Genomic DNA, 23,733 nt, shown 5'->3' with positions numbered 1-23,733 from the left:
TTCGGGCAGGTCGCACGGCAGGCGCCGGGCTGGTTCGAGGAGAAGGTCAGCCCGTCCATGGACGGCTTCGTGGCGCTGTGCAGGACGCTGCTGACCGAAGCGGATCTGTCGGCCCTCCTCGACTGGAGCGTGCTGGTGCCGTACGCGCTGGATGAGGAGATCGTGCTCCCCGTCGGCACCGCGTACTCCGGCGAGGAGACAACGGTCGCCGGGGCCTCGCGGGTGCTCGCCCTGGCCCAGCGGCTCGCCGATGCCGTCACACTGCCCGTGGACGCGATACCGGCGGGCGAGAACCTCGCACTCAGCCTGTGGTTCCTCGACGGCGAGGCGGAGCGGACCGCCCGGGTGCGGCCGGGACCGTGGGCCGAGGACCGCGACGCGGCGTTCTACGTGGCACTCAACCTGCGCGCCGCGCAGCACTCCCTGCGGTACGGCTGCCCGATGACCTACTCCTGAGCCACGGCGGCAGAGACGACCGGCCGGAGACGTCGTTGTATACGGGTTCGGACCAGGGCGGTGTCCGCCACGCTCCCGGGCCCGTGTCGTGCCCGAACACCGCCGCGTTACGTCGCTCCCGGGAATCCGGCAACAGCGCTGTGCGCGCCCGACCGGGGAGGGCGTCCTCCGCTCCGGCCCAAGGCGTGGCGCGAGCCCGTCGGAGGGCATCTGACTGCCTCTGACAAAAGCTGCTGATGATGAGGCTGCCGGCCGCTCTGCGCGTATGTCTGGGCATGGGTAACCGTCAGTCGCGGCCGTGGATCGTGTCGGATGAACTGTGGTCGCTGGTCGAGCCGTTGCTGCCGAAGCCGGGTCCGAAGAAGGCCGAGGGCAGACCGCGGGTGCCGGACCGGCAGGTCCTGTCCGGGATCCTCTTCGTCCTGCATACCGGCATCCGGTGGGAGTACCTGCCCCGGGAGCTCGGCTTCGGCTCGGGCATGACCTGCTGGCGGCGTCTTGCGGCCTGGAACGAGGCCGGTGTCTGGGGCCGGCTCCACCAGCTGCCGCTGAACGAGTTGCGGTCGAAGAACCAGCTGGACCGGGAACGGGCGGTGGTCGATTCCTCGCACGTGCGGGCCGCCCGGCGGGGCCCAAAGGCGGGCCGAGCCCGGTCGGCCGAGCGCGTCCGGGCAGCAAGCACCACCTCATCGTCGACGGCCAGGGCATGCCGCTCGCGGTGTCGCTGCACGGTTCTGTGAGAGCCGAGGGGTGAGATCCCTCTCGGCTACTCGGCGTATTGGGCAGGCCGGCGGTGGGGCGGCGGAGGCTGGCGACGTGATCCGGTGGCGGGTGTGGACCGGTGCTGCCTCAGGGTTGCCCCTGCGCCGCCGGGTGCCGACAGGGCCGCCCGGCCGCTGGGATATGTTCACGTCCGGGCCCGGCGGGGCGCGGGCTCCGGGGTCCCGGGGCCCGCGCCTCGCAGGTCCGCAAAGACCTATTTGTCATGCACTCACCATGTTTTTCATGGGTTGCCATACACACTGGAGGTCGGTGTGCATCCGCACCGCAGATCCTGGCTCCTCGGGCTGGTCGTCGCCCTCACCGCCGTTCTCGCCGCGCCCACCCCGGCCGCGGCGGTCACCGTCACGCCCGGGGCGGTCTTCAACGACCCCGCGGGCACGGCCGCCGACCAGAACAGGATCCGCGACCACCTCGTCTCGCTCATCGGCGACGCCCCGGCGGGCAGCTCGGTGCGCATGTCGATGTACACCTTCACCGACGGCCCCGTCCGGGAAGCGCTGATCGCGGCCAAGAACCGGGGCGTCTCCGTGCAGGTGATCCTCGACCACTTCTCCTCCGAAACCGTGACCGTGGGCGGGGAGCTGGAGACCCTGCGCACGGCGCTGGGCACCGACCGGACCCAGCCCTCGTGGCTGCTGGACTGCGGCAGGAACCGCGGCTGCATCGGCACCCGCCCGCTGACCAAGTCCGACGGCTCGCCGGACTACCCGATCAACCACAACAAGTTCGTCCTCTTCTCCCACACCGGAGGGGCGGACAACGTGGTGGTGCAGACCTCGTTCAACCTGACGACCCACCAGCGCGAACGCCTGCACAACAACGCGGTGACCCTCGTCGACAAGGGCCTCTACGACATCTACGGGGCCTACTTCGACGACCAGGTCGCCCACGCGGCCGGCGCCGGCCTGAGCCACTACTACAAGACGCCGATCAGCACCACGAACCCGGCGTACAAGGCGTACTTCTTCCCGCGCAAGGAGACGTCCGGCACCACCTACCAGACCGACGCCTCCACCGACACGGTCAAGCTGATCCTCGACAAGGTGAACTGCGCGGCGGGCTCCGAGGTGCGCATCGCGGCCAACCTCTTCTACCGGACCCACATCGCCGACGAGATGGTCTCCATGGTGGACGCGGGCTGCTCGGTGATCCTCGCCCACGACGGCGACCCCAACGGCGGCGGCGACGGTGTGAACTCCATGGGCAGGACCGTCGAGGGCATCCTCTCCGGGCAGCTCACCCAGCGCGTGGAGTGCTGGGAGACCCCGCCCGCCGGGCGCACCGGCAACATCGGTCTGCACTCGAAGTACCTGCTGGTCAACGGCACGTACGACGGTGTCGCCGGCAAGAAGATCGTCTGGGCCGGCAGCCACAACTACTCGTACCAGGCGCTGCGGTCGAACGACGAGACGCTGCTGAAGATCGACAACGCTGCCGTCTTCGACCAGTACAAGGCCAACCACGTGCAGCTCATGAGCTACTGCGCGGGCAGCTGACCCGCACCGCCGCCGGCCCGTACGGACGGCAGCGGCAACGGCCGGAGGGCCGGGCTCCCATGGGGAACCCGGCCCTCCGGCGCGTGTGGGCGCGGACTACTCGGCCTTGATGGCGTTCAGCATGTTCAGCTTCGCCGCGCTGCGAGCCGGCCCGTGCGCCCCGGCCCTGCCGTCGGGTGCGCTGGCTCCCGTGCGGCGGCTCAGTACTCGTACCGAGCAGTTCGGTACCTGACCGCGTCCAAGGCGTTCTGATACAGCTCGCGAATCGCTGCTCGGGCGTCCTGGTAGAGCTGCGTGCCCATCAGTGGCTCGCGGACGCGCTCACGCCCAGCCCGTAGCCCTCCTGGGGTTCTCGGTCTTTGCCGCTCGCCGGCTCGTGGGCAGGGGCGACGGGAGGGGGTCCCGTCTGCTGCGGGCGGGATTCGACCAAGCGCAACCTGGCGCCTGTGGAACGACCCGTGTCGGCGTCGTCTGTCACGGTGTCCCAGCGCGAGGCCGCGGACGTGTCGATGAACGGGACACCATACAGGTCGCCTGCCCATCACCGACACCCGGCTCTACGGCACCGCCCTGGCCCGCTCCTGGGACCGGCTGCACCCCAAGCTGACCCACCACTCCTCCTGGGCCGCAGCGGACGGAACCCTCCCCCCTCGTCGAGGGCGCGGTGATCCGCCTGGACATCGACCACCTGCCCAGCGGGGCCACCCCTCAAGCCGGTCTGGTGGTGGTGGTCAGGCAGCTCAAGCAGACGACGGTGTTCGACTGGTGTCACGCGCCGCCTTCACTGTCGGCTGTTTCCTTCGCATGGCCAGAAGGAGCAAGCCGGCCGCGCAGAACACCGCACCCGTCGTGACGTACAAGGCCAGCGGTGTCCAGCCCACGTCCAGCAGCCAGCCCGCCGTAGTGGGTGCGATGATGGCACCCACGCGGCCGACACTGATCGCCGCTCCCACACCTGTCGCCCGCAGCGGTGCCGGGTAGACGCTCGGTGTCAGGGCGTAGAGGCCGGCGATGCAGCCGTTGACCGCGACTCCGATGACCGCTCCGATGCAGAAGGCCAGGACGAGTGTGTCGGTGGAGGCCGCGAAGGCCACGACGAGTGCTGCGGACGCGAAGAGGTAGCTACGCAGGACGCTGCCGAGCGCGTACCGCGCGGCCAGTGCGCCCAGGAGCGCGGTGCCGAAGACGCCGCCCAGGTTGAGCAGCGTTCCGCCGGTCAGGCTCTGTGCCGCGGACATACCGGCCTGAACGAGCAGGGTCGGCGTCCAGCTTGTGACGAAGTAGAAGGCGGCCATGACGAGGAAGAAGGCACCCCACAGCACCAGGGTGGGGCGGCGGAGATCCGGCGCCAGAAGGCGGCGGAACCCGCCTGCGGAGGTGAGCGTCGTCGGGTCCTTGTCCGGGAGCGTGGACAGGTCTGGCTGCCCCATGCGGCGGGCCAGCTCGTTGACACGGCTCAGGGCATTGGAGGGTCTCCTGTCGAGGAGGAAGTCGAGCGATTCCGGCAGGAGACGGAAGGCGAGAGGAATGACGACCAGGGTGGCGAGTCCGCCGGCGAGGAACACCGAGCGCCACCCGTAGCGGTCGATGAGGGCGACCGAAGAGACGCCGCCGATCGTCGCGCCCACGGCGTACCCGGTGGAGTTGAGGCTGACGGCCAGACCGCGCCAGCGGCGGGAGGCGAACTCACCGGCGATGACGTTGCTGCAGGCGAGAACGGCGCCGATTCCGACACCGGTGAGCAGGCGCAGCGCCCCCAGCTGCTGCCAGTTCTGACTGACCGAGGACAGCAGCATGCCCGCGGCTGCGAGGGCCAGGCCGGCCAGGATGACTGGTCGCCGACCGATCCGGTCGGCCTGGGGAGCGATGAGCAGGGCGCCCAACGCCATGCCCGCCAGCCCGCTGCTCAGCAGCAGCCCGAGGGTACGGGAGTCGAGGTGCCACTCGCCGGAGATCGTCTTCCCGGTGAAGGACATGACCAGCACGTCGAATCCGTCGAGGGTGTTGAGCAGCACGCAGATGGCGATCACACCCCACTGGAAACGGCTCATGGGCCCGTCGTCCAGGGCCTGCGTGAGACGGGCGGTCACCGGACGGCCTGCGGTGCGGTGGGGCGGTGGGGACACTTCTCCATGGCAGCACTCCGTTGTCGACTGCGGGATCGCCGAACGGGCTCGTCGGCGCCGTGGGTGGCAGCCTCGGGTTCGGCAGTGGGAGCAGTCATGGTGCGAGGGGCGGTCTCGCGCGGCCAGGTGGTTTCCCGGATGCCGGGAAACAAGTGTTGCGGGCCGATGTCCTTCAGAGGTCGGGCGTGTCAACAGCTCGCGAAATGGCGCGGCCGCATGAGCGGACCAGATCGGCGAGCGCTCCGACGGACGTGGACCCGTGCCGGACCACCACGGAGACAGCCGCGGTCACCTCGCCGTCGTCGGTCGTGACGGGCGCGGCGACGGAGAGGGTGTCGGTGGACAGTTGCCGGTCGCTGACTGCGTAGCCGCACGTGCGTGCCTGGGCGAGGACCGCCCTGAGCCGGCCGCTGTCGGTGAGCGTGAACGGGGTGCGCCGGGGTATCGTCCGCGCGAGAGCCTCCTCCTGAACGGCTGCCGGTGCGTGAGCGAGCAGCACCAGTCCCGCCGCTGTCGTAGTGATGCCCAGCCGTCCTCCCACTCGTGTCAGCGTGGGCACGGCACAGCTCGGCGCGATGCGTTCGATGAAGACCACCTCGCTTGCGTCACGGACGGCGAGCTGGACGTTCTCACGGACGAGGGAGGAGAGGTCTCCCAGGTGAGGCAGTGCGCGCTCGCGCAGCCCTTGACTGCGCGGCGCCAAGGACGCGACCTCCCACAGCCGCAGCCCGATGCGGTAGCGGCCTTGCGCGTCGCGTTCCAGAGCGCCCCACACGAGCAGGTCACCCAGCATGCGGTGCACGGTGGAAACGGGCAGACCTGATCGCCGGGCCAACTCGCTCAGGGACAGGTGAGGACGCTGTGCGCTGAAGGCACCGAGGATGCGCAGAGCCCGGCCGATGACCGGCCCTGTTGCGGTGGCGGGCGAGGAAACGGCTTCTTGCGGGGAAGGGGAGGAAGGCGCGCTGCGCAGAGCGTGACGGGTCAAGGCGTGAGTCCTTTTCGCTACCTGGACGTCCCGCGCTTCACCGAGCTCACGGGCCGTCGCTGAGTGCCTCGGCGTCCAGCGACGCGATTTTGCGAAGGACGTCGACGGCCAGCTTGCGTTCGTCACCGGGAAGCGCGTCGAGCAGTTGCTCGTTGACGGCCTCGGCCGGACGGATCAGGGAGTCGAGTAGTTCGGCTCCCTGAGCGGTGAGGCTCAGCAGGGTCCGCCGACGGTCCTCCTCGTCGCGTACCTGACTGACGTAGTGCTGCTCGGTCAGTCGGCGGACGATGTGGTTGACCGTCGAACGGTCCAGTGAGGTGAAGCGCGCCAGGGTGCGCTGGTCGATGCCGGGGTCACGGCTGAGGGTGTTGAGGACGGCGAACTGCTGGGAGGTGATCTCCCTGGACACGTGCCGGAACCACAGGGCGGTGTGCACCTGTTCCGCGCGCCGGATCAGGTGTCCGACGTAGTTGTGCAGTTCCAGTGCGTGCGCCACGGTGCTCCGTCCGTCTGTCGCCGGGGTGGTGCCGGCCGGGGGACGGCCGGTGCGGGGAGTCTACGAGTGCCGGCACCACCCCGGTGGCGACCGCTTGGTCAGCGGCTGCGGCGGCCGGGGCGCTGGTCGTAAGGAAGGGCACGGGAGCCGTCGACACCGACCTCCAGGCGACCGACCTTCTCGATCTCCAGGACCACGCGGTCCCCGTGGCTGAGCGGTCCCACTCCGGCCGGGGTGCCGGTCGCGATCACGTCGCCCGGGTGCAGGGTCATGACGGAGGAGGTGTAGGCGATCAGTTCACGGACGCCGAAGATGAGGTCCGCCGTGTTGGTGCGCTGCCGGGTGGTGCCGCCGACGTCGCAGCGCAGGTCGAGGGCGTCCGGGTCCGGGATCTCGTCGGCGGTAACGATCCAGGGGCCGAGCGGGGTGAACGTGTCGAAGGACTTGCGGGTGGAGCGGTCCTCGCCGGATCGGACGGTGATGTCCAGGACGCAGGTGTAGCCGAAGACGTGGTCCAGGGCTTCGTCCGTGCTCACGTGCGAGGCGGTGCGGCCGATGACGACGCCCAGTTCGCCTTCCTGGTCGGTGCGCTTGTCGGAGTAGGGGAGGAGGATGTCCTGGCCTGGGCCGATGACGGAGGAGTTCGCCTTGAGGAAGACGCCGAGGTCGGCGACCGAGGTGGTGTACTCCATCTCGACCTTGTGGTCGAGGTAGTTGACCGGCGCGCCGATGATCTTCCCAGGGCGGAGGAGCGGAGCCTCCAGGACGGCTTCGGCCAGGGGGATGCGGGGCCGGCCGGCTGGTTCGAGACGGGTCGTCTCCCCGTCGGCGGACGCCTCGACGTACCGCTGGAGCGCACCGGCGGGGCCGGCGGTGTCGGCTCCGGCGACCTGGTCGGTCACGTCGAAGAGGTCGTCACCGACGACGAGTCCGAGGCGTCCCTTGTTGAACAGTGCCAGACGCATGCTGGCCTCCTTGTGGGTGTCGGGTGGGAGGGTCAGGCGCCGGGGTCGGCGTCTTCGGTGCGGTAGAGGCCGAGGGAGCGCATGACCGGCTCGTCGCTGTAGGAGAAGAGGACGGCGTCCGCGGAGACCGAGGTGTTGACGTGCCGGTAGGAGGCCCAGCCGGGGACGGCGAAGGTGTCGTGCTCGGACCACTCCAGCCGCTCGCCGTCGACGATCGTGGCGCCTTCGCCGCGGACGACGTTGAAGATGGTCGAGGCCGTGTGGCGGCGGCCGGCTCCCTCGAAGCCGGGGCGGAGCCGCTGGACGCGGCAGCCGATGGTGGGCATGACCGGGCCGCCGGTCCAGGGGTTGCTGTACTCCAGGACGACGCCGTCGACGTCGCTGCCGTCGGCCGTGTCGGCGATGGCGTCCAGGGCGCGCTCCGTCTCCGCCCACGTGTACCGGGTGACGGGGGAGTTGGGGCCGTCCTGGGTGAGCCAGGCGGGGGTGAGCCGGCCGTGCAGGAACTGGCGGCTGCCGGCGTCGTCGGGCTTGGTCACGGGCTGGAGCCGCTGCTGGTACTGCTCGTAGAAGCCGGCTTCTAGGGCGTTGACCAAGGGGTAGTCGAGTGCGTCGAGCCAGATCATCGGCGCGTCACCCTCGTGGGTGTGGTCGTGCCAGTGCCAGCCGGGAGTGAGCAGGAGGTCGCCGGGGGCCATGAAGACCCGCTCGCCGTTGACGGTGGTCCAGGCACCGTCGCCTTCGAGGATGAAGCGGAAGGCGTTGGAGGTGTGCCGGTGTGCCTGTGCGGTCTCGCCGGGCAGGATGATCTGGAGGCCCGCGTAGAGGGTGTTGACCGTGGCCGGGGGGTCGGTGAGGCCGGGGTTGACGAGCATGAGGACCCGTCGTTCGGCCTCCTCCAGGGACAGCGTCTTGGAGAAGTGCAGGAGATGCGGGCGGAGTTCGCGCCAGTCCCAGCGGTAGGGGACGGCGCGGCTCTTGGGCTGGGCGGGGAACAAGTTGCCGTAGAAGCGCCACAGCGGGGCGGCTCCCAGGCCCTCCAGGGCCTTGTAGGCGAGTTCGTCGGCTGTCATGGTGTCCTCCTACGCGAGCCGGATCACAGGGCGGGAGCAGGTGCGGGGGTGGGGGTCCACACCCAGGAGATGTCGTCGAACGCCTCGGGGCCGCGCGACGACAGGAGCACGTTGCGCAGGGTGGCTCCCATGCCTTCGAGGTGGCAGATCTCGCCGAAGCGGCGGGCGTTGGTCTGGATGAGGGTCGCCCGTTCCCGACGCCGGTCCGCGTATGCGGCGAAGGCGTCGGCGGGGTCCGCGCTCTGGCCGAGAGCCTGGCCGAGCGCCACGGCGTCCTCCAGCGCCTGGCAGGCGCCCTGCGCGAGGTACTGGAGCATGGGGTGGGCGGCGTCTCCGAGAAGCGCGATCCGCCCGTGCACCCAGGTGCTGATCGGGGCGCGGTCGTACAGCGGCCAGCGACGGTCGCGGGAGACGAGCGGCAGCGCGTCGCGCACGGCCTCGCAAGCGCCGGCGAAGCGCTCCTCCAGCTCGGCCTCGGTGCCCCAGTCGTCGGAGTCCGCCGTGTAGTGGTCGCTCTCGAACACGGCGACCTGGTTGTACAGCTCGCCGCGACGTACGGGGTACTGCACCAGGTGCATGCGCGGCCCGGCCCACACCATGACCGCTTCCGAGGCGGCGTGCTGGGACATCCGGCCGGTCATCTTCCCGGTGGGCAGGGCGCCGCGGAAGGCGACGTAGCGCGAGCAGACCGGTTCCCCGTCACCGACCAGCACCTGGCGCAGCCGGGAGTGCAGTCCGTCCGCGGCGACGACCGCGTCGGCGGTCAGCGGGACGTGGCCCTCCGCGAAGTGCAGGTGCACCCCGGATCCGTCCTGGTCGGCCTCGGCGACGGTGTGTCCCGTGCACAGTGTGACGGCGGGGTGCTCCTGACAGGCGGTCAGCAGTGCGGCGTGCAGGTCGGTGCGGTGGGTGACCAGGTACGGGTGTGCGAAACGGTTGGTGTAGGCCGAGCTGCGCAGATCGAGGGAGGTGACCTCGTCACCGGTCAGGGCATCCATCATGACCAGCCGGGGCGGGGCTACCGCGGATGCCCGGACGACCGGCAGTACGCCGAGTTCGTCGAGGGCAAGGGAGGCGTTCGGGGCGAGCTGCAGGCCGGCCCCGATCTCGCCGAAGCGGGCGGCCCGCTCCACGAGCGTCACGCGATGGCCGGCGCGGGCAGTCGCCAGCGCGGCGGCCAGTCCGCCGATACCGCCTCCGACTACGGCGATGTGGAGTGCAGAGGTGAGGGCGGGCATCTGGCCTCCAAAAGTCAGCTCGGGAGGACATCGGGAGCGGAGGCGGTCAGACCCAGCCTCCGATGGTCCGTACACCAATCATTGATGTGCGGACCATATTCCGAGAGTGATTTCCCCGTGTCAATGGTTCGTGGAGAAACTCTCTCGGCCGCCGGTCAGCACGCGGCGGAGACGCTGTCCACCTCCAGGGCGGTGCCTCCTCCAGGCCCTCACGGGCTGGTATGTGCTCTCCAGCCTCTTGTGGACCACGCCTTCGACGCCGACGGCCGTCCAGTTCGTCAGCCACTCCCGGACAATGGCCGGGTCGGTGGTCGACAGGTACAGCGCCCGCGGCGCGGTGAGCTGATGGTGGGCGAGGGGTGCTCCAGTGCGGCCCTGCGGCGCCGGGGCGTGCCACCGGGGCCCGGTCATGCGGCAGCCGTCGGCGTGGACCTCGACGGGCTCCCGGCTGGCACCGATGCCGAAGGCAGCGACCCAGTCGAGCGGAGCGGGCCGCCGCCGGCGGCCTCGTTCCTCCTCGGCCTGCCGCTGCCTGATTCTGGCGGCCTTGCCGTCGATGCGCTCCAGTCACATCGCGTGCTGCACCCGCAAGGTGAGCGGAGGATCTCGGCCGCCCGACAAGGCGTCGAACATGGCCACCGCGGTAGGTGATCCCCGTGGAGCGGAGGACGTCGTCGATGCAGCCGCCTGACAGCGCCCCCAGGGGCGACAGCCCGACCGGGTGCGAGGCGGCAGCGGCAGCGCCGGCCAGGTGGCTCGGGCGACCACGGATGCGTCGTGCTGGGAGTCGGGGACGGCGCCGAAGGGACCGCCGTGATCCGCTGCGCCGTGGGGGAAGCACGGCCGAGCGGCGTCGACCTCGACGGCCGTGCGAGCCCGGCGGAGCCCGGCCGACAACGCCACCGAGCACCCGCTGCTCCTCGGAGGCCACACTGGAAAAGCCACCGGTGAATGTTCTGGAGGAGGTGAGAACCGGAAGATGTGAAGGCGCTGCCCGCTACCGTCGAGGGTCCCAGGTCATGGACCTCGCCGAGATCCGCGCCATGCCCAAGGGCACCGCCCTGCTCCTCGCCACCGGCATGCCCGTGGCCCAGATTCGCCTGCGCCCCTGGTGCGAGAGGAAGGCCATGGCCCACATCGGGCCCCAGATCCTGGAGGCGTGTGCCGCTCTCGCCGCCGACGGGGCGGCGCCGGCAGGGCGGAAGGCCTGCCGGGTCTACGCCCACCGATTCGAAGCCGCCCCAGCAGCACGGGGGATGACCGCTGGGACGGCGCTGCCAGCCCTGGGCACCGGCCTCGCCCCAGCCGCCCTCGTTTGCGGCCGCCCGCCTGGTCCTTGACCCGACCGTCGTGGCCGCGCGCCATCGCCGCCGCAGTGTTTGTCACCGGGGAAGCTGCTCGGCGTCCGCGGACTGCGGCCCAGCAGTAGCTGATCTCTCCCAGGACCCCGTGACAACGGACGGTGACTGCGCGCCCTGACATCAATCCGCGTCTCACACTGGCTCTGGCTTGCCGATCACCACGGGCCCCAGGCCCAGGTTGCCGCATCTGTTGTACGGGATTGCGGCCGGTACCTGGCCTGCAATGCTGGCGAGGAGACCAGAGGCGTTCGTGGACGCGCTTGAGGGGCCTTGCGGATCGTGATTGCTGCATCCGTTACCGAGCGCGGGGCTGAGGAGACCCCCGTAAGCGTCAGCGTGGGCAACATCAGCGGTAGGTGCGACCGCGCTGAGCACGACCGCTCCTACAGCACTGGCGCGGTATGACCATGACCTCTTCATGGCTACTCCTACGAAACTCGGTAGTGCGTTACACCGCCAACGACACAGCAGTTGCACCGGCGTGTGGATGTCACCCAGAACGCGCAGCGGTGGTACTGCCATATCCACCTGCGACGGCGGCGCGCGTCACACTTGCGACGTCGTTCGCCTTCACTGAAACGGGACAGCTGAGGGTCCAGGTCCACGCCGTGCGTCGCGCGGCCCGCTTGGGATCCCGCGCCCGGCGGCGCGCCGTCGCCGAGCAATCCGCCTCGAGGCCGCGCCCGCGGCGGATCCGGTGCGGTGGCCCCTCTCGCCAGCTACTCGGTGATACCGTATAGCGGTACTCGTTGATACAGAGTACCGTTCTGGGTGGGAGAGGGGCCGTGGTGGACGATCTGACGGAGATGTTGAAGGGCACGCTCGAAGGGTGCGTGCTCGAGGTCATCGACAGGGAGGAGACCTACGGCTACGCCATCACCCGGCAGTTGAACGAGCTCGGCTTCACCGATGTCGTGGAGGGGACGGTGTACACCATCTTGCTGCGACTGGAGCGCAACAAGCTCGTCCAGGTGGTGAAACGGCCCTCGGGCGTGGGTCCGCCGCGCAAGTTCTACTCGCTCAACGACGCCGGACGCGAAGAGCTCGCGAAGTTCTGGACTAAGTGGCAGTACCTCTCATCGCGTATCAACAAGCTCAAGGGGGGCGGGGAATGAACTTCTGGGAGAAGGTCACCGGCAGCGATCTCACCCGGGGATGGAAGGCGTTCGAAGCCCGGGCACAGGCACTTCCGGACGATCACCGCGCGGCGTGGGATCAGATCAAGGCGCACCTGTTTCCCCATGGGGACTTCTCCGGCCGCAACCTCATGCCGATCCTCGACGCCGCCCTGGGCCTGCTCGAGGAGACGGCGGCCGAGGGGCAGAGCGCCCGTGAGGTCCTCGGGGACGACGTCCCGGGCTTCTGCACGGCGCTCGCCGGTGGGGAAGGCGCTCGGACCTACCGCGACCGGTGGCGCGAGCAGTTGAACAGCAACGTCGCCAGGAAACTGAACCGGCTGGGAGGCTGACATGGGCATCCAGGACATCATCGAGGGCAAGCAGCAGTGGCGGGCGCACACGGCCCGCGTCAAGGCACTACCGCCGGACTACCGGATCGTCTACACGGAGATGCAGAAGTACCTGTTCAAGGTCGGACCGGTCGACCTGGCCGACGGGTCCCTGCTGCCCGGGATCGTCGACTTCTTCGAAGAGGGCGTCGCCGCGGGCAAGGGCGTGCTGGAACTCATCGGTACCGACGTCGCCGCGTTCTGCGACGACCTGATCAAGGACTCACGCACCTACGCGGACCTTTACCAGCAGTCCGTTCAGCACTGACCCCGTACACGGCAGGGAAGCAGCACCTGACGCTTCGTACTTCGGGCCGGAGCAGCTCAGGCGCGCCGAGCGTCCGCTTCGCGAGTTGGCGTGGCTGGTGCAGGGCGGCCCCGCTCAGCGGCCCGGCCGGTTCGGCTTCCCACCCCTGGGGTGGCGCTCCGCGCGCGCTGGCACAGGCTTGACCGTCCATGGGCATGCACTGCACACCCGTCCGCCGAGGAGGTTGGGCAGGCCGGCGGCACCGGCCACCGTCCTGTCCGATCCCGGTGAGCAGTACCCGGCAACTGCCCGCTCAGGCGGCGGCTTGCTGGGGTGCCGGTGCGGTAGTGCTCCTTGGCGAGGCGGTCCCCTCCCATGCTGAGGCCCGGTGCCGTCCCGAGCACGTGAAGGCTGGCGTGAACTGCTCGAACGCCGCGCTCGCGCTGCTGTACTGCGTCTATGACAGATCAGAAGCAGTGCACGGTGGTCCGGACAGGGCAGTACCAGGGAGTCCAGGGCGGCACGTTCGGGGCAGGGATCAGCGCGCAGTCCGCGGGGGCTGAGCGGTTGTGTCTGCACCGGCTGGTCATGCCCGTCGGCACCAGGGGGCGTCCTCACCTGCACGAGGGTCACGAGTCAGCCATCTTCATCCAGTCCGGCCAGGTCGAGGTCTGGCACGGCCAGGACCTGGCCGAGCACGTGATGCTGCGCGCGGGCGACTACATCTACATCCCCGCCGACACCCCGCACATGCCGGTGAACACCGGCACCGAGGACATGGTGTGCCTGGTCGCACGTACCGACCCCGACGAGCAGGAAGGCACCCGGCTCCTGGACCTGCCGGCCTGGCTCGAGACGCGAGTGGGTCCCCTGCCCGTCGGGTCGTGCTGACGCCTCTCACCCGGCGGTCACCATCGGTAGGGCGGCCAGTCTGTCGGCCAGCCGCTCCGGCCCTGGCCAGCGTTTCACCAGGGCGTTCCGTCAAGATCACCAGTCCGGTGGACGACCCGGCCGGCCGCAGTTCCCTCGGTTTTCCGAACCTCCATGATCACGTGCATGGCTGGGACACGTTCGCGGTGGGCGGGGCGGTACGCCAGGTGATGGCGATGGCTGTGCTGTTCGGAGGCGGCGTTCGCGGCCAGCCTGGCGGTGGCCGCGGCACCCGCCTCACTCCCGGAGCCTCGCATCGTCGGGGGTGCCGCCGCTGCCGGCGCCCAGGCCTGCACGGCCAGGTACGCCTCGATGCCATCGCCCGGCTGCTGGGCCCGGAGCGGGGAGCGGGACGACCACTGCGGGTTCCGTCGCCGGGCTGGTCGTCGATCGCGACGCGCCCGACGTCCGTGGTACCGGCCGCGGGTGCGTTTGGCAGAACCGCAGCTAGCGAGGGGGAGTTGCGTAGTGACGGCCTATCCGGTTTCACCAACTGCGGCTGATTGCGAGTGTCGGGCCTTGGTACGCGCTCATCCCTGCACAGGGTCAGGACATCGCGGCTGCGACGGTTGCTCGGATGCTGAACCCCGACGACAGCGGGGCCACTGCCCGGTTTCTGGATCCCGCTGAGCCGGTCTCTGTCGGATCCCAGCCGGTGTTGTCGGCGGACACCACCGTCGACGGCGCGGTGCGCGTGGAGCAAATGCTGCGTGCCTGGTCCCAGGACCTGCCGCGCCAGTGGCTGGTGTGGATGGCCGACGTACCCGGCCCGCCGCCGCCCTCGCCCGCTACTGCGTCAAGACGCTCGGGGGCGCCTGGCTGGGGTTGGGAAGATCGCCTGCCTGACGCCGTGGCAGCGCGTACGAGGTCACGCAAGGCGATGTGGGGCGTGTACGGGGCGGGGGCGCTCGTGGTGGCCCTGACCGTGCACGCGGTCGTCGCCGGTGGAGACGATGACGGCACGGGCAAGGACGCGGGAGGCCGGGCCGGCACGAGCAGGTCCGCCTCGCCGGGCGCTGCGGCGCTGTCCTGCAACGTCCTGGACGAGTGGACCGAGCCGGAGAAGTGGGCGGCCCTTCCCCGAAGTGAGCGCATCGACGACGACGGGAACGCCGTCGGTATGGCGGTCTGTGTGCGCCGCGTTCGTCGTGCGCAGTGGCTTGGGTGGCGGCTGGCCGACGGGGGTGATTCGGGACGCGTGTCGCTGTCGGGCCCGCGGGCCGGGACCCTGGGGCATGGAGGTGCGGCTACGGCAGGACGATGTCGCGGCCGTCCCCGCCTTCCAGTGTGTCCTTTCCGGCGCCGCCGCGGACGAGATCGTCGCCGCCATCGCCGTCCAGTGTGTCGTTGCCTGGGCCGCCGAGGAGGATGTCGCGGCCGTCACCGCCCATGGCGTGGTCGTCCCCGGGGCCGGCGTACACGGTGTCGTCACCGCCGTAGCCCTCGAACATGTCGTCGCCCCGGCCGCCCCACATCTGCTGGTTGCTGCTGTCACCCATCAGGTGGTCCATGCCGTCGCCGCCGTGCAGGACCGCGGGTCCCATAACCATGTCGTTCCCCGCGTCGCCCAGTACCGTGCGTGCGGTGTGGGCGTGCAGTTCGTCGTCGCCGGGACCACCGCTGACAGTGCCGATCCCAGGGGTGAAGGCGGCGATGGTGTCGTTGCCGTCGCGGAGAAAGACGTCGATCCGGTCGGGTCGGGGGCTGTCGGCGGGCAGTTCGCAGACGACGGAGGTGGTGTCCTCGGGTCTGGAGTGCGCACAGTGCTTGCCCGGTTCGAGCGGGACGACGTCGCTGAAGCCGATTCGCCGGATTCCGTCGCTGGTGTACATGGGAAATATGCTGAGGTCGTTGGTCTGTCCTGCGGCGGCGGTGAAGACGATCGACTGAGTTGCCCAGTCGGCTGCGACGCGCGCCTTCGCCTCGGCGGTGGTGGCGGCGGCTGCCGGGCCGACGGCGAGGCTGGCGGTGAGCAGCGTCACGGCGACCGCGCTGACGGTGGCTCGGTTTCGGCTCATGGGACCTCGTCTCGATGGGATGACGGTCACCTCTCCGGGGGGTGGTGCTGCCCGGGGCGAGGCGGACAGTTGTGAGGGCAGTTTCCCCTGTTGTCGTGGAGGATCTGCAAGACCCCGGATTGACGAGCTTGTGATGGCCAGATGATGCCCCCTGGGCTGTGGTCGTCGGTTTCTGCTGGTCAGGCGAGTTCCGGATGCCGCCGTGGCGGGATTTGCGTGGTCGATTCTGGCTTCATGACGCCGTGTCAGCCGGTGCCGGACCGGCCGGGAGGAGTCGTCGGGGCCCGGGGCCGTCCCGTACGGCGCAGCGGGACCCAGGGCGCGGGCACCAGGTGGTTCTCGGTAGCTTCCCCGCTCACCGCCCTCTCGGTCAGCAACTCCCGCTCGTTTCATTGACATTTCACTCAGGAGTCGTACCGTTGGGAGCGCTCCCATGGTTTTCGCAACTGGAAGGAGTTCCCCCCACATGCGTACAAAGGGCACGTTAGCCGGGCGTTCCCGGTCGGCTCTGCGCCGGCCTCTCCAGGCGCTCGTCATGCTGTTCGCCGTGGTGGCCGGCGCGCTGACCTGGTCGACCCCCGCTCAGGCTCACGGCACCATCGTCAACCCCGCCTCCCGCGCGTACCAGTGCTGGAAGACGTGGGGCAGCAACCACACGAACCCGGCCATGCAGACCCAGGACCCCATGTGTTGGCAGGCTTTCCAGGCCAACGCCGACACTATGTGGAACTGGATGAGCGCACTCCGCGACGGTCTCGGCGGCCAGTTCCAGGCGCGGACCCCCGACGGGACGCTCTGCAGCAACAACCTCTCCAGGAACGCCAGCCTGAACAAGCCCGGGCCGTGGAAGACGACCAACATCACCAACAACTTCACGGTCCACCTGTACGACCAGGCGTCCCACGGCGCCGACTACTTCAAGGTCTACGTGAGCAAGCAGGGCTTCGATCCCAAGACCCAGACCCTGGGCTGGGGCAACCTCGACTTCATCACGCAGACCGGCCGCTTCGCCCCAGCGCAGGACATCAAGTTCAACGTCAACACCTCCGGCTACACCGGACACCACGTTCTGTTCGTGATCTGGCAGGCCTCGCACCTCGACCAGGCCTACATGTGGTGCAGCGACGTGAACTTCGGCTGAGCTGAAGGGCGCCGCACACGGCACCGGCCTGGGCCGCGCGCCGGTAGCCCGCCGCCCGGCCGACCGAGCTCCGTCGGGGCAGGGTGACCGATTCGGTCACCCTGCCCCAACGGGGCTCTTCTGCCCTCCTGGTGTGAACACACCAGATCGCCCGGCAGTCGCACAGCAGCCGGCTCCCCACCGTCTCGTCGTACGAGTCCGCCGCTCAACGGCCATGGGGAAGCCGTGGCGTCGCCAGCCCACCGGGGTGCGTCTCCCTGCCCGGGGTGAACGCCACCGCAGCGTCGGTGATCACCGGGGATCCCGGTGCCGGCTGTGCAGCTGGCGCCGGGCGCAGCCATGCTGTGGAGGCTGGCGTAGCCGTCGTCCTGCGCCACGTCGACGTGGCGAAGCTACCGCGTCCGTGCTACCGCGTCCGTGTGCCGGCCTCGTGATGGCTTCGCCGGTCGCAGGCCGACCCAGTGCGGAGGCGAGGAGGGAGCGAGGCCCCGGCGGTTTGGAAGAAGTCCGTTGCAGGAAGGCGCCGTTGGCCTTGTTCCGGGTTCCGGTTCCCTTCTCTGTTGCCCTCCCCGGTCGGACCGGGGGAGGGGGAGCTGGCGCGGGCGCTGCGAAGTGGTCCGTGGAGACAGGACTGGCCGGGTGGGCCGGTGAGGAGCCATGAATGTTGTGCGGCTGGCATGACGCGTGGTCGATCGACCGCCCCGCGCAGATGTGCCCCGCCGCCGGGCGACTTGCTGCTGTGGTGGTCCGCGACGGCGCTGATGACATCCACGGCCTCGCCACCGGGCTGCTGAGGCCCGACCGGACTCCGGCGTCTCGCTCCATGGGCCGCCCGCGTCCCGGCTGCTTGGTTACCCGTCGGTCCACCGGCTGATGCGTCGTCGATCCGCGGGCCTGATCATCGAATTGGCCCGCTTCGTCGAGCGGACGGGATGGCGTCACTGCACTCGACGATCTGCCTCACCCGAAACACGGGCGCCGCTGTCCGCCGGCTCCCAAGACCGCGCGAAGGTCCGGACACCTGGCCCGCACGTCCCCTTCTCGGGGCCCGCCAAGCCTGGGCCCCGATGCTTGCCCTTCGTGGGGCTCCGGCGCGATCCGTGCAGGGGCGTGGACGTCAGTCGTCGTACGACAGGCCGTGCCCGTACGGGAAGAGGACCTCGGCCGGGTCGTCGGCCCGCTGGATGGGAACGGGCAACTTGCCGCGCGGCTCGACCTGGCCGGCGATCACTTGGGCGGCGGCGCGCAGTTCGACCTCGGTCCAGCCGTAGGAGACCAGTGAGGCGGGGACGTCGCCGAGGTGGGCGACGTCGTAGGGGTTGCGCACCGCGAGGTGGACGACGGGGACGCCCGTTGCGAGCAGACGGGCCACCAGGGTGCGCTGGGCGCTGGTGGCGCCGACGTTGTCGGTGGTGACCACCACCGCGTCCCGTCCGCGAGCGGCGGCCACGGCTTCGTCGACCTTCGCCGCGTCGGGCGTCCGGCCGGTGGCGAGGTGGGTGGTGCTGTAGCCCAGTTCGTCGAACGCCTTGGCCAGCTCGGGCACCGTGGTGCGGGTGTCGTCGGTCGGGAAGGCCGGGCTGGCGCCGACCACGAGCAGCTTCTTCTGCCTGCGGCGAAGCGGAAGCGCCTCGTCTTCGTTGACCAGCAGGGTGGTGGTGCGCTCGGCGATCCGGGCGGCGGCGAGCTGGTGCTTGTGGGCGCCGACGACCCGGTCCACCTCTTTCCGGGAGACGTAGGGGCTGCCACTGAGCAGGCCGACCTTGTCCTTGATCCGCAGGATGCGCAGGACCGACTCGTCGAGTCGTTCCTCGGTGATCTCTCCGCTGCGGACGGCGGCCAGGACACCCTTGTAGGCGACGTCGATGTCCGGCGGGAACAGAAGTTGATCGACGCCGGCCTTGAGGGCGAGTACGGGTACGCGGTCGTCGCCGTACTTGGTGCGCACGCCGCGCATGTTGAGGGCGTCGGAGACGATCACGCCGGCGAAGCCGAGTTTGTCGCGCAGCACGCCCTGGAGGATCGCGGGCGACAGGGTGGCCGGTTCGTTGCTGGGGTCGAGCGCGGGGACCTGGAGGTGCGCTGTCATGATCGAATCGACGCCGGCGGCGATCGCGGCCTTGAAAGGCGGGGCGTCGATGGTGTCCCACTCCTCGCGGGTATGGGTGATCACGGGCAGTCCGGTGTGGCTGTCCTCGCCGGTGTCCCCATGGCCGGGGAAGTGCTTCGCGCAGGCCACGACGCCGACCTGCTGATAACCCGTCACCTGGGCCGCCACCATGCGGCCGACCTCGCGGGCGTCGGCACCGAAGGAACGGACATTGATGATGGGGTTGGCCGGATTGACGTTGACGTCGGCGACCGGGGCGAAGTTCTGACGGATGCCCAGGGCGGCGAGTTCGGTGCCCGATATCCGTCCGGCGGTGCGCGCGTCGAGGAGCGAGCGGCCCGCGCCGAGCGCCATCGCGCCCGGCAGCTGGGTGGCGCCGCTGCCGATGCGGACGTTGGCCCCGTGCTCCTGGTCGATGGAGATCAGGGACGGAATGGGGGTGGGCAGGGCCAGCGATGCCCGTTGCACCCCGTTCGTCAAGTCCGCGATCTGACGCGGATCCTGGATGTTGTTCGCCCACCCGGAGAAGTAGATGACACCACCGATCTGGTACTTGGCGATGAGCTCGGCCACAGTGCGGACGCCGAGTTCCCTGAGGTTGCGCTCCTGGTCGTACTGGCTGGGAGAAGTCGCCGACGTACCGTAGAAGTACGGCACGAACAACTGGCCGATCTTTGCCTCGATGCTCATCTTGGCGATGATCTTCTTGAGGCGGTCGTCGCGCTTGTGCGCGACCGCGGGGGGCGCCGTCACGCCCACGACACCCGCTGCGACCACGGTCGCGGAGGCGAGAACGGTTCGTCTGGACAGACTCCGGTCCTGCATGCGGACATGCTCCTTCCAGCCTTGCTCACGAAGGGAAGTGAAGGAAACGCGAAGGACTCCGAACAGCGGGAAACCTAGCCCGCGGTTCACGGCCGGGCAAGAGATCCAGACGAAAAAGGTCTAGACAAATTAGATGTGCCGTGTGGGTGAAGCCGTGACCCGAGGGGCGCGACATCCCAAGTCGCCCCGTCGCCGGGCCCGGCGGCTGTACCTCGACCGGGGCCTACACCTTCGACAAGACCTCGGCCTGCCGCGGAAACGGAGTGCCAGCCCTCGACGTGCCGGGGGATCTCGCGTGTGTTCGCCTCGCCGTTGCCGACGAGGAAGAACCGGTCGCGGCGGCCGTGGACGACGAGCGGGGGATCTCGATCCAGGGCAGGAGCTCGCGCCGGCGGCGTGCGCAGCCGATCCGGGAGTACAGCGTGCCCAACTGGTTATCCATCCGCACGGCGGTGCGGTGTCGGGCGTGCGGTCCCAGAAGCGCGCGGCGGCGTGGCTGTCACCAAGGGTCTCCGCGGCGGCGGCGAACTTGGCGACCGCCTCGCGGTCGGCCCAGTTGGGCATCGGACGCGGGAACAGCCGGCACATCGTCGCCCGGTCGTGGCTGGGGAGGTCGTCGTCGGACGGGCCGGGGCGCCGGCGCGGGTGCCGGCCAGGGTGAGGGTGCCGAAGGCGCCGGCTGGTCGGGCGCGGCCACCTGGGCGGCCATCCCGCCGATGCCGATCCCCGCAAGGTGCGCGTGCCTCCCGCCGAGCGCGTCGGCGAGGGCCGCCGCGTCGATGGCGAGGTCGCCCAGGATGAAGGCGGGCGCCTGCGGGTCCTTCGTCGTGGACTCCCCGCTGTCACGCAGGTCGCAGCGCACCGCACGGCGCCCCTCGGCGGCGAGGTGCTCGCACAGCGCGTCGGGCCAGGAGAGCATCCCCGTCCCGCCTGTGAGCAGGAACGAGTGGCGGGTCGTCGGCACCGAACGACTCGATGCCCAAGGTGATCCCGTCGGCGTCGGCCGTAGTCGTCAGATGACTCCAGGACGCCGTGGGTCAGATGCGCCGCCGGCCGATGTCGGGGTCACGCTCCGCTGCACCGTCGTACGCAGCGCTGTGCCGACGAACAGTGGCGTCCCGGCGCCCCTCCGCTCCAGCGTCGCACCGGGCCGGCTCCGGTCGGTGCTCGGTCCGCCGGGCCGTCCTCCTGCCCACCGGTCCCGCGCATGCTCCCGCGGCCGCATCCCGTCACCGCCCGGGACGGTGCCGTCATGCACGAGAGCCCAGGCGTTCAGCTGGGCCCGGACGAGCCCGGCCGGTGCGACGGCCGCTTCGTGTTCCGCGTAGCTCTCCATCTGATCGGTAGCCAGGGTCATCAGGGGAGGGTGGCGAGTCATTTACGGTGTCCTTCTGTTTTGCGAGGGATGAAATCCCGCAATCCCTAGCGAGCTACATGTCCATGTCTGTTCCCCCGGAGCGGAGCGGAGTCGGAGCAGAGGGGGCTGCCGGCACGCTATCGGAAGGTTCTGACAGAGGAACGGGCTCAGGCCACCTCAACCCGGCCAGCCTTCCCGGTCCGGTGACGCACGCCGGATCGCTCAGGAGATCGCCGACCAGCGAGCCGCCCCGCGCCCCCCGGTAGGGCCGACCGTGCCGCGAAGCTCCATCCGAGGTGACCAGGCTGTGCGTCCCCTGGGGCCGACTCTTAGGCTGCGGGCCATGACCGACATCAAGACTCCGACGCCCGCGGAAGCCTTCGAGCTGCTGCTGGCCGGTAACCAGCGCTTCGTCACCGGCACCCCCGAGCACCCGAACCAGGACGCCGCCCGCCGCACCGAGACCGCACCGGGCCAGCAGCCCTTCGCTGTGCTGTTCGGGTGCTCCGACTCCCGGCTGGCCGCCGAGATCATCTTCGACCGCGGCCTGGGCGACCTGTTCGTGGTGCGCACCGCCGGGCATGTCGCCGGTACCGAAGTACTCGGCTCCATGGAGTTCGGCGTGAGCGTCCTCAACGCGCCGCTGGTCGTCGTCCTCGGCCACGACTCGTGCGGCGCCGTCGCCGCGGCATGCTCCGCCCTGGAGAACGGACAGACCCCGGGCGGTTTCGTCCGTGACGTGGTCGAGCGAGTGACCCCGAGTGTGCTGGCAGCCCGCGCCGCCGGTAAGGAGACGGCCGAGGAGATCCTCGCCGAGCACGTCGAGCACACCGTGGACCTGCTGCTCGAACGCTCCCGCGTCCTGGCCGAGCGGGTGGCCGCCGGCCGTCTCGCCGTGGTGGGGATGTCCTACCGACTGGCCGACGGCAGCGCCCGGCTCGTCGCCGCCCGCGGCCTTGACGTAGCGGCCTCGACGCCGGCGTGACCGCCCCCGGCCGCGGCAGCCGCGGCGCGCGCCTGCCGCGGCCGGAAGGGACCTGTAGAGGTGGATGAAGACCCGACCGGTCTGCCCATGCCGATCCTCCACGGAGGGTCCCGATGGCTCATGGTCCTCGTAGCGCTGGCTGCATCCGGGGATACGCAACCGTGGTGTCCGCGCGCAGCGGCGAGAGCGGGGCGTCGTCCGCGGTGCCCACCGCCCGTTGCCTCCGCGATCCGTCAGGGGCGCGGCCGACGACAAAGGCGGTGCGCGGTGCCGTGCGGCGGCCCGGCCATGTACACCGACCGTGCCAGGCGGCTGTCGCCCTGCTGTGCGGCCGCGGTAGGCAGCGGCACGACGTCCGCCTGCCAGGTGCGAGAATCGTGTGAGTGATGGCAACAACCAGTGACATCGAGAAGGCTGCCGAGGTGCTGCGCGCCGGCGGCCTGGTAGCCCTGCCGACCGAAACCGTCTACGGTCTGGGCGCCAACGCCGAGGATCCCGCCGCTGTCGGGCGTATCTTCCAGGTCAAGGGACGCCCGCCGACCCACCCGCTGATCGTCCACATCGGCGGCGCGGAGCACCTGGACGACTGGGTCGAGGGCGTACCCGCAACCGCGCGCCTGCTGGCCGAACACTTCTGGCCTGGGCCTCTCACGCTCGTCCTGCGGCGCGGCCGACGGGTGCCTTTGGAAGCGACAGGTGGCCTGGAGACGGTGGCCGTGCGCGTCCCCGACCACCACGTGGCACTGGCGCTGCTCACGGCTTTCGGGGGCGGTGTCACGGCCCCGTCCGCCAACCGCTTCGGCTCGGTCAGCCCCACCACCGCGGACCACGTCCGTGCGGAGCTCGGTGATGCCGTCGACTTCGTCCTGGACGGCGGGTCCTGCGAGGTTGGCGTCGAGTCGACCATCGTCGACGTCACGGGCGGGATGCCGAGCATCCTGCGGCCCGGCGGGGTGACGCGCGAGGACATCGAAGCGGTGCTGGGAGGCCCGATCGCAGTGCCTGCGACGAGCCGCGTACGCGTGCCGGGCCAGCATCCGTCCCACTACGCCCCGCGGGCGCGGGTCGTCCTCGTCGAACCGGAGGAGGTCGTCGCCGAAGCGGAACGGGCGCAGGAGCTGGGGCACCAGGTCGGTGTCTTCCTTCCCCCTTCCCTCGCCGACGCCCCGGTGAAGGCGCACGCAGTGGTGGCGGTCCCCGCTTCGACCGCTGCCTACGCGCGCGGGCTGTACGGGTTCCTGCGCGAGCTCGACCAACGGGATTGCGACCTCATCGTCGCGTCCTTGCCGGATGAGGAAGGGCTGGGGCTGGCGATCGCCAACCGCCTCCGCCGCGCGGCCGGACCCCGACCGACGGCGTGACCAGTCCCCGCCCGTTGCTGCTCTGAGGTGCGGGTGTCGGACGGATTCGGCCAGGTGCTCATCGATCTGGCAGGCCGAGCCGGCTCGTGCCGCCCGTCTGCGGTGTGTGGGCCCCGTCAGCCATCGGGGCCCCGCGTCGAGGATGAAGAAGGGGCAGACCGGCCGGGCCGGCCGCGGCTGCCCGGGCGGGCTCGCCGAGCCGGAAGGGACTTGAAACAACAACGGCTACCGGATAAAGAGCAACGATGATCGCGTGGGTGGCGTAAAAGC

17 protein-coding genes and 2 pseudogenes are annotated in these 23,733 nt (G+C 70.1%); 11 read left to right on the top strand and 8 right to left on the bottom strand.

The genetic code is table 11. The annotated features are described in order from the left end of the window. The 4 genes and pseudogenes from ABT232_RS35980 to ABT232_RS35965 form a co-directional block, all read left to right on the top strand. Positions 1–456, top strand: a 456-nt coding sequence (locus ABT232_RS35980) for a hypothetical protein (RefSeq protein ID WP_351848335.1), incomplete at its 5' end; no start/stop codon positions are given. A gap of 275 nt (positions 457–731) precedes the next feature. Beyond that, a pseudogene (locus ABT232_RS35975) lies at positions 732–1,192 on the top strand (IS5 family transposase); the annotation flags it as partial. A 274-nt stretch (positions 1,193–1,466) separates the two neighbouring features. Then, entirely contained in the window at positions 1,467–2,735 is a 1,269-nt protein-coding gene (locus tag ABT232_RS35970; protein ID WP_351848333.1) for a phospholipase D-like domain-containing protein, read from the top strand. Positions 2,736–3,275: 540 nt separating this feature from the next. Then, a pseudogene (locus ABT232_RS35965) lies at positions 3,276–3,481 on the top strand (NF041680 family putative transposase); the annotation flags it as partial. Here the strand turns inward: ABT232_RS35965 and ABT232_RS35960 are convergent. From ABT232_RS35960 to ABT232_RS35935, 6 genes are all read right to left on the bottom strand, one after another. Next, positions 3,476–4,786 carry an MFS transporter gene (locus ABT232_RS35960; protein WP_351848330.1) on the bottom strand — a complete coding sequence of 437 codons (1,311 nt, stop codon included), beginning with the start codon at positions 4,784–4,786 and terminating at the stop codon, positions 3,476–3,478. The pseudogene ABT232_RS35965 and the gene ABT232_RS35960 overlap by 6 nt on opposite strands. A 247-nt stretch (positions 4,787–5,033) precedes the next feature. Next, positions 5,034–5,849 carry an IclR family transcriptional regulator gene (locus tag ABT232_RS35955; RefSeq protein WP_351848328.1) on the bottom strand — a complete coding sequence of 272 codons (816 nt, stop codon included), beginning with the start codon at positions 5,847–5,849 and terminating at the stop codon, positions 5,034–5,036. A gap of 46 nt (positions 5,850–5,895) precedes the next feature. After that, positions 5,896–6,345 carry a MarR family winged helix-turn-helix transcriptional regulator gene (locus tag ABT232_RS35950; protein WP_351848326.1) on the bottom strand — a complete coding sequence of 150 codons (450 nt, stop codon included), beginning with the start codon at positions 6,343–6,345 and terminating at the stop codon, positions 5,896–5,898. A gap of 98 nt (positions 6,346–6,443) precedes the next feature. Beyond that, positions 6,444–7,310 (bottom strand): fumarylacetoacetate hydrolase family protein, encoded by an 867-nt coding sequence (locus ABT232_RS35945; protein ID WP_351848325.1) that lies wholly within the window; start codon positions 7,308–7,310, stop codon positions 6,444–6,446. A gap of 32 nt (positions 7,311–7,342) precedes the next feature. Further along, positions 7,343–8,383: a cupin domain-containing protein gene (locus ABT232_RS35940; RefSeq protein WP_351848323.1), complete on the bottom strand. Its 1,041-nt coding sequence runs from the start codon at positions 8,381–8,383 to the stop codon at positions 7,343–7,345. A gap of 23 nt (positions 8,384–8,406) precedes the next feature. Further along, positions 8,407–9,621 carry an FAD-dependent monooxygenase gene (locus ABT232_RS35935; RefSeq protein WP_351848320.1) on the bottom strand — a complete coding sequence of 405 codons (1,215 nt, stop codon included), beginning with the start codon at positions 9,619–9,621 and terminating at the stop codon, positions 8,407–8,409. Between the two features lie 2,149 nt (positions 9,622–11,770). Between ABT232_RS35935 and ABT232_RS35930 the strand changes: the two genes are divergently transcribed. The 4 genes from ABT232_RS35930 to ABT232_RS35915 all read left to right on the top strand — a co-directional run bounded on the left by ABT232_RS35930 (position 11,771) and on the right by ABT232_RS35915 (position 13,627). Further along, on the top strand, positions 11,771–12,097 hold the full coding sequence (locus tag ABT232_RS35930; RefSeq protein WP_351848343.1) for a PadR family transcriptional regulator: 327 nt from the start codon (positions 11,771–11,773) through the stop codon (positions 12,095–12,097). Beyond that, positions 12,094–12,450, top strand: a complete 357-nt coding sequence (locus ABT232_RS35925) for a DUF1048 domain-containing protein (protein WP_351848318.1) — start codon at positions 12,094–12,096, stop codon at positions 12,448–12,450. Before ABT232_RS35930 ends, ABT232_RS35925 begins: the two co-directional genes overlap by 4 nt. A 1-nt stretch (position 12,451) precedes the next feature. Continuing rightward, positions 12,452–12,757, top strand: coding sequence for a DUF1048 domain-containing protein (locus ABT232_RS35920; protein WP_351848315.1), 306 nt, complete (start codon positions 12,452–12,454; stop codon positions 12,755–12,757). A 438-nt stretch (positions 12,758–13,195) separates the two neighbouring features. Beyond that, positions 13,196–13,627 carry a cupin domain-containing protein gene (locus ABT232_RS35915; RefSeq protein ID WP_351848312.1) on the top strand — a complete coding sequence of 144 codons (432 nt, stop codon included), beginning with the start codon at positions 13,196–13,198 and terminating at the stop codon, positions 13,625–13,627. Between the two features lie 1,286 nt (positions 13,628–14,913). On the opposite strand, the gene ABT232_RS35910 is transcribed toward ABT232_RS35915, so the two are convergent. Beyond that, positions 14,914–15,684, bottom strand: coding sequence for a calcium-binding protein (locus ABT232_RS35910; protein WP_351848310.1), 771 nt, complete (start codon positions 15,682–15,684; stop codon positions 14,914–14,916). A 466-nt stretch (positions 15,685–16,150) separates the two neighbouring features. Here ABT232_RS35910 and ABT232_RS35905 point away from each other — a divergent pair, with 466 nt between their 5' ends. Then, positions 16,151–16,825: a lytic polysaccharide monooxygenase auxiliary activity family 9 protein gene (locus ABT232_RS35905; RefSeq protein WP_502975530.1), complete on the top strand. Its 675-nt coding sequence runs from the start codon at positions 16,151–16,153 to the stop codon at positions 16,823–16,825. 1,117 nt (positions 16,826–17,942) lie between these two features. Here the strand turns inward: ABT232_RS35905 and ABT232_RS35900 are convergent. After that, positions 17,943–19,760, bottom strand: coding sequence for a glycoside hydrolase family 3 protein (locus ABT232_RS35900; RefSeq protein WP_351848307.1), 1,818 nt, complete (start codon positions 19,758–19,760; stop codon positions 17,943–17,945). A 1,700-nt stretch (positions 19,761–21,460) separates the two neighbouring features. Here ABT232_RS35900 and ABT232_RS35895 point away from each other — a divergent pair. Beyond that, on the top strand, positions 21,461–22,102 hold the full coding sequence (locus ABT232_RS35895; protein ID WP_351848304.1) for a carbonic anhydrase: 642 nt from the start codon (positions 21,461–21,463) through the stop codon (positions 22,100–22,102). 386 nt (positions 22,103–22,488) lie between these two features. Continuing rightward, positions 22,489–23,463: an L-threonylcarbamoyladenylate synthase gene (locus ABT232_RS35890; RefSeq protein WP_351848302.1), complete on the top strand. Its 975-nt coding sequence runs from the start codon at positions 22,489–22,491 to the stop codon at positions 23,461–23,463. Positions 23,464–23,733 lie beyond the last annotated feature (270 nt).

The organism is Streptomyces sp. NPDC001532, assembly GCF_040298625.1.
Classification (GTDB): Bacteria; Actinomycetota; Actinomycetes; order Streptomycetales; family Streptomycetaceae; genus Streptomyces.
Note: the sequence above shows the minus strand (reverse complement) of the source record. Positions and strands in the feature narration are given on the sequence as shown.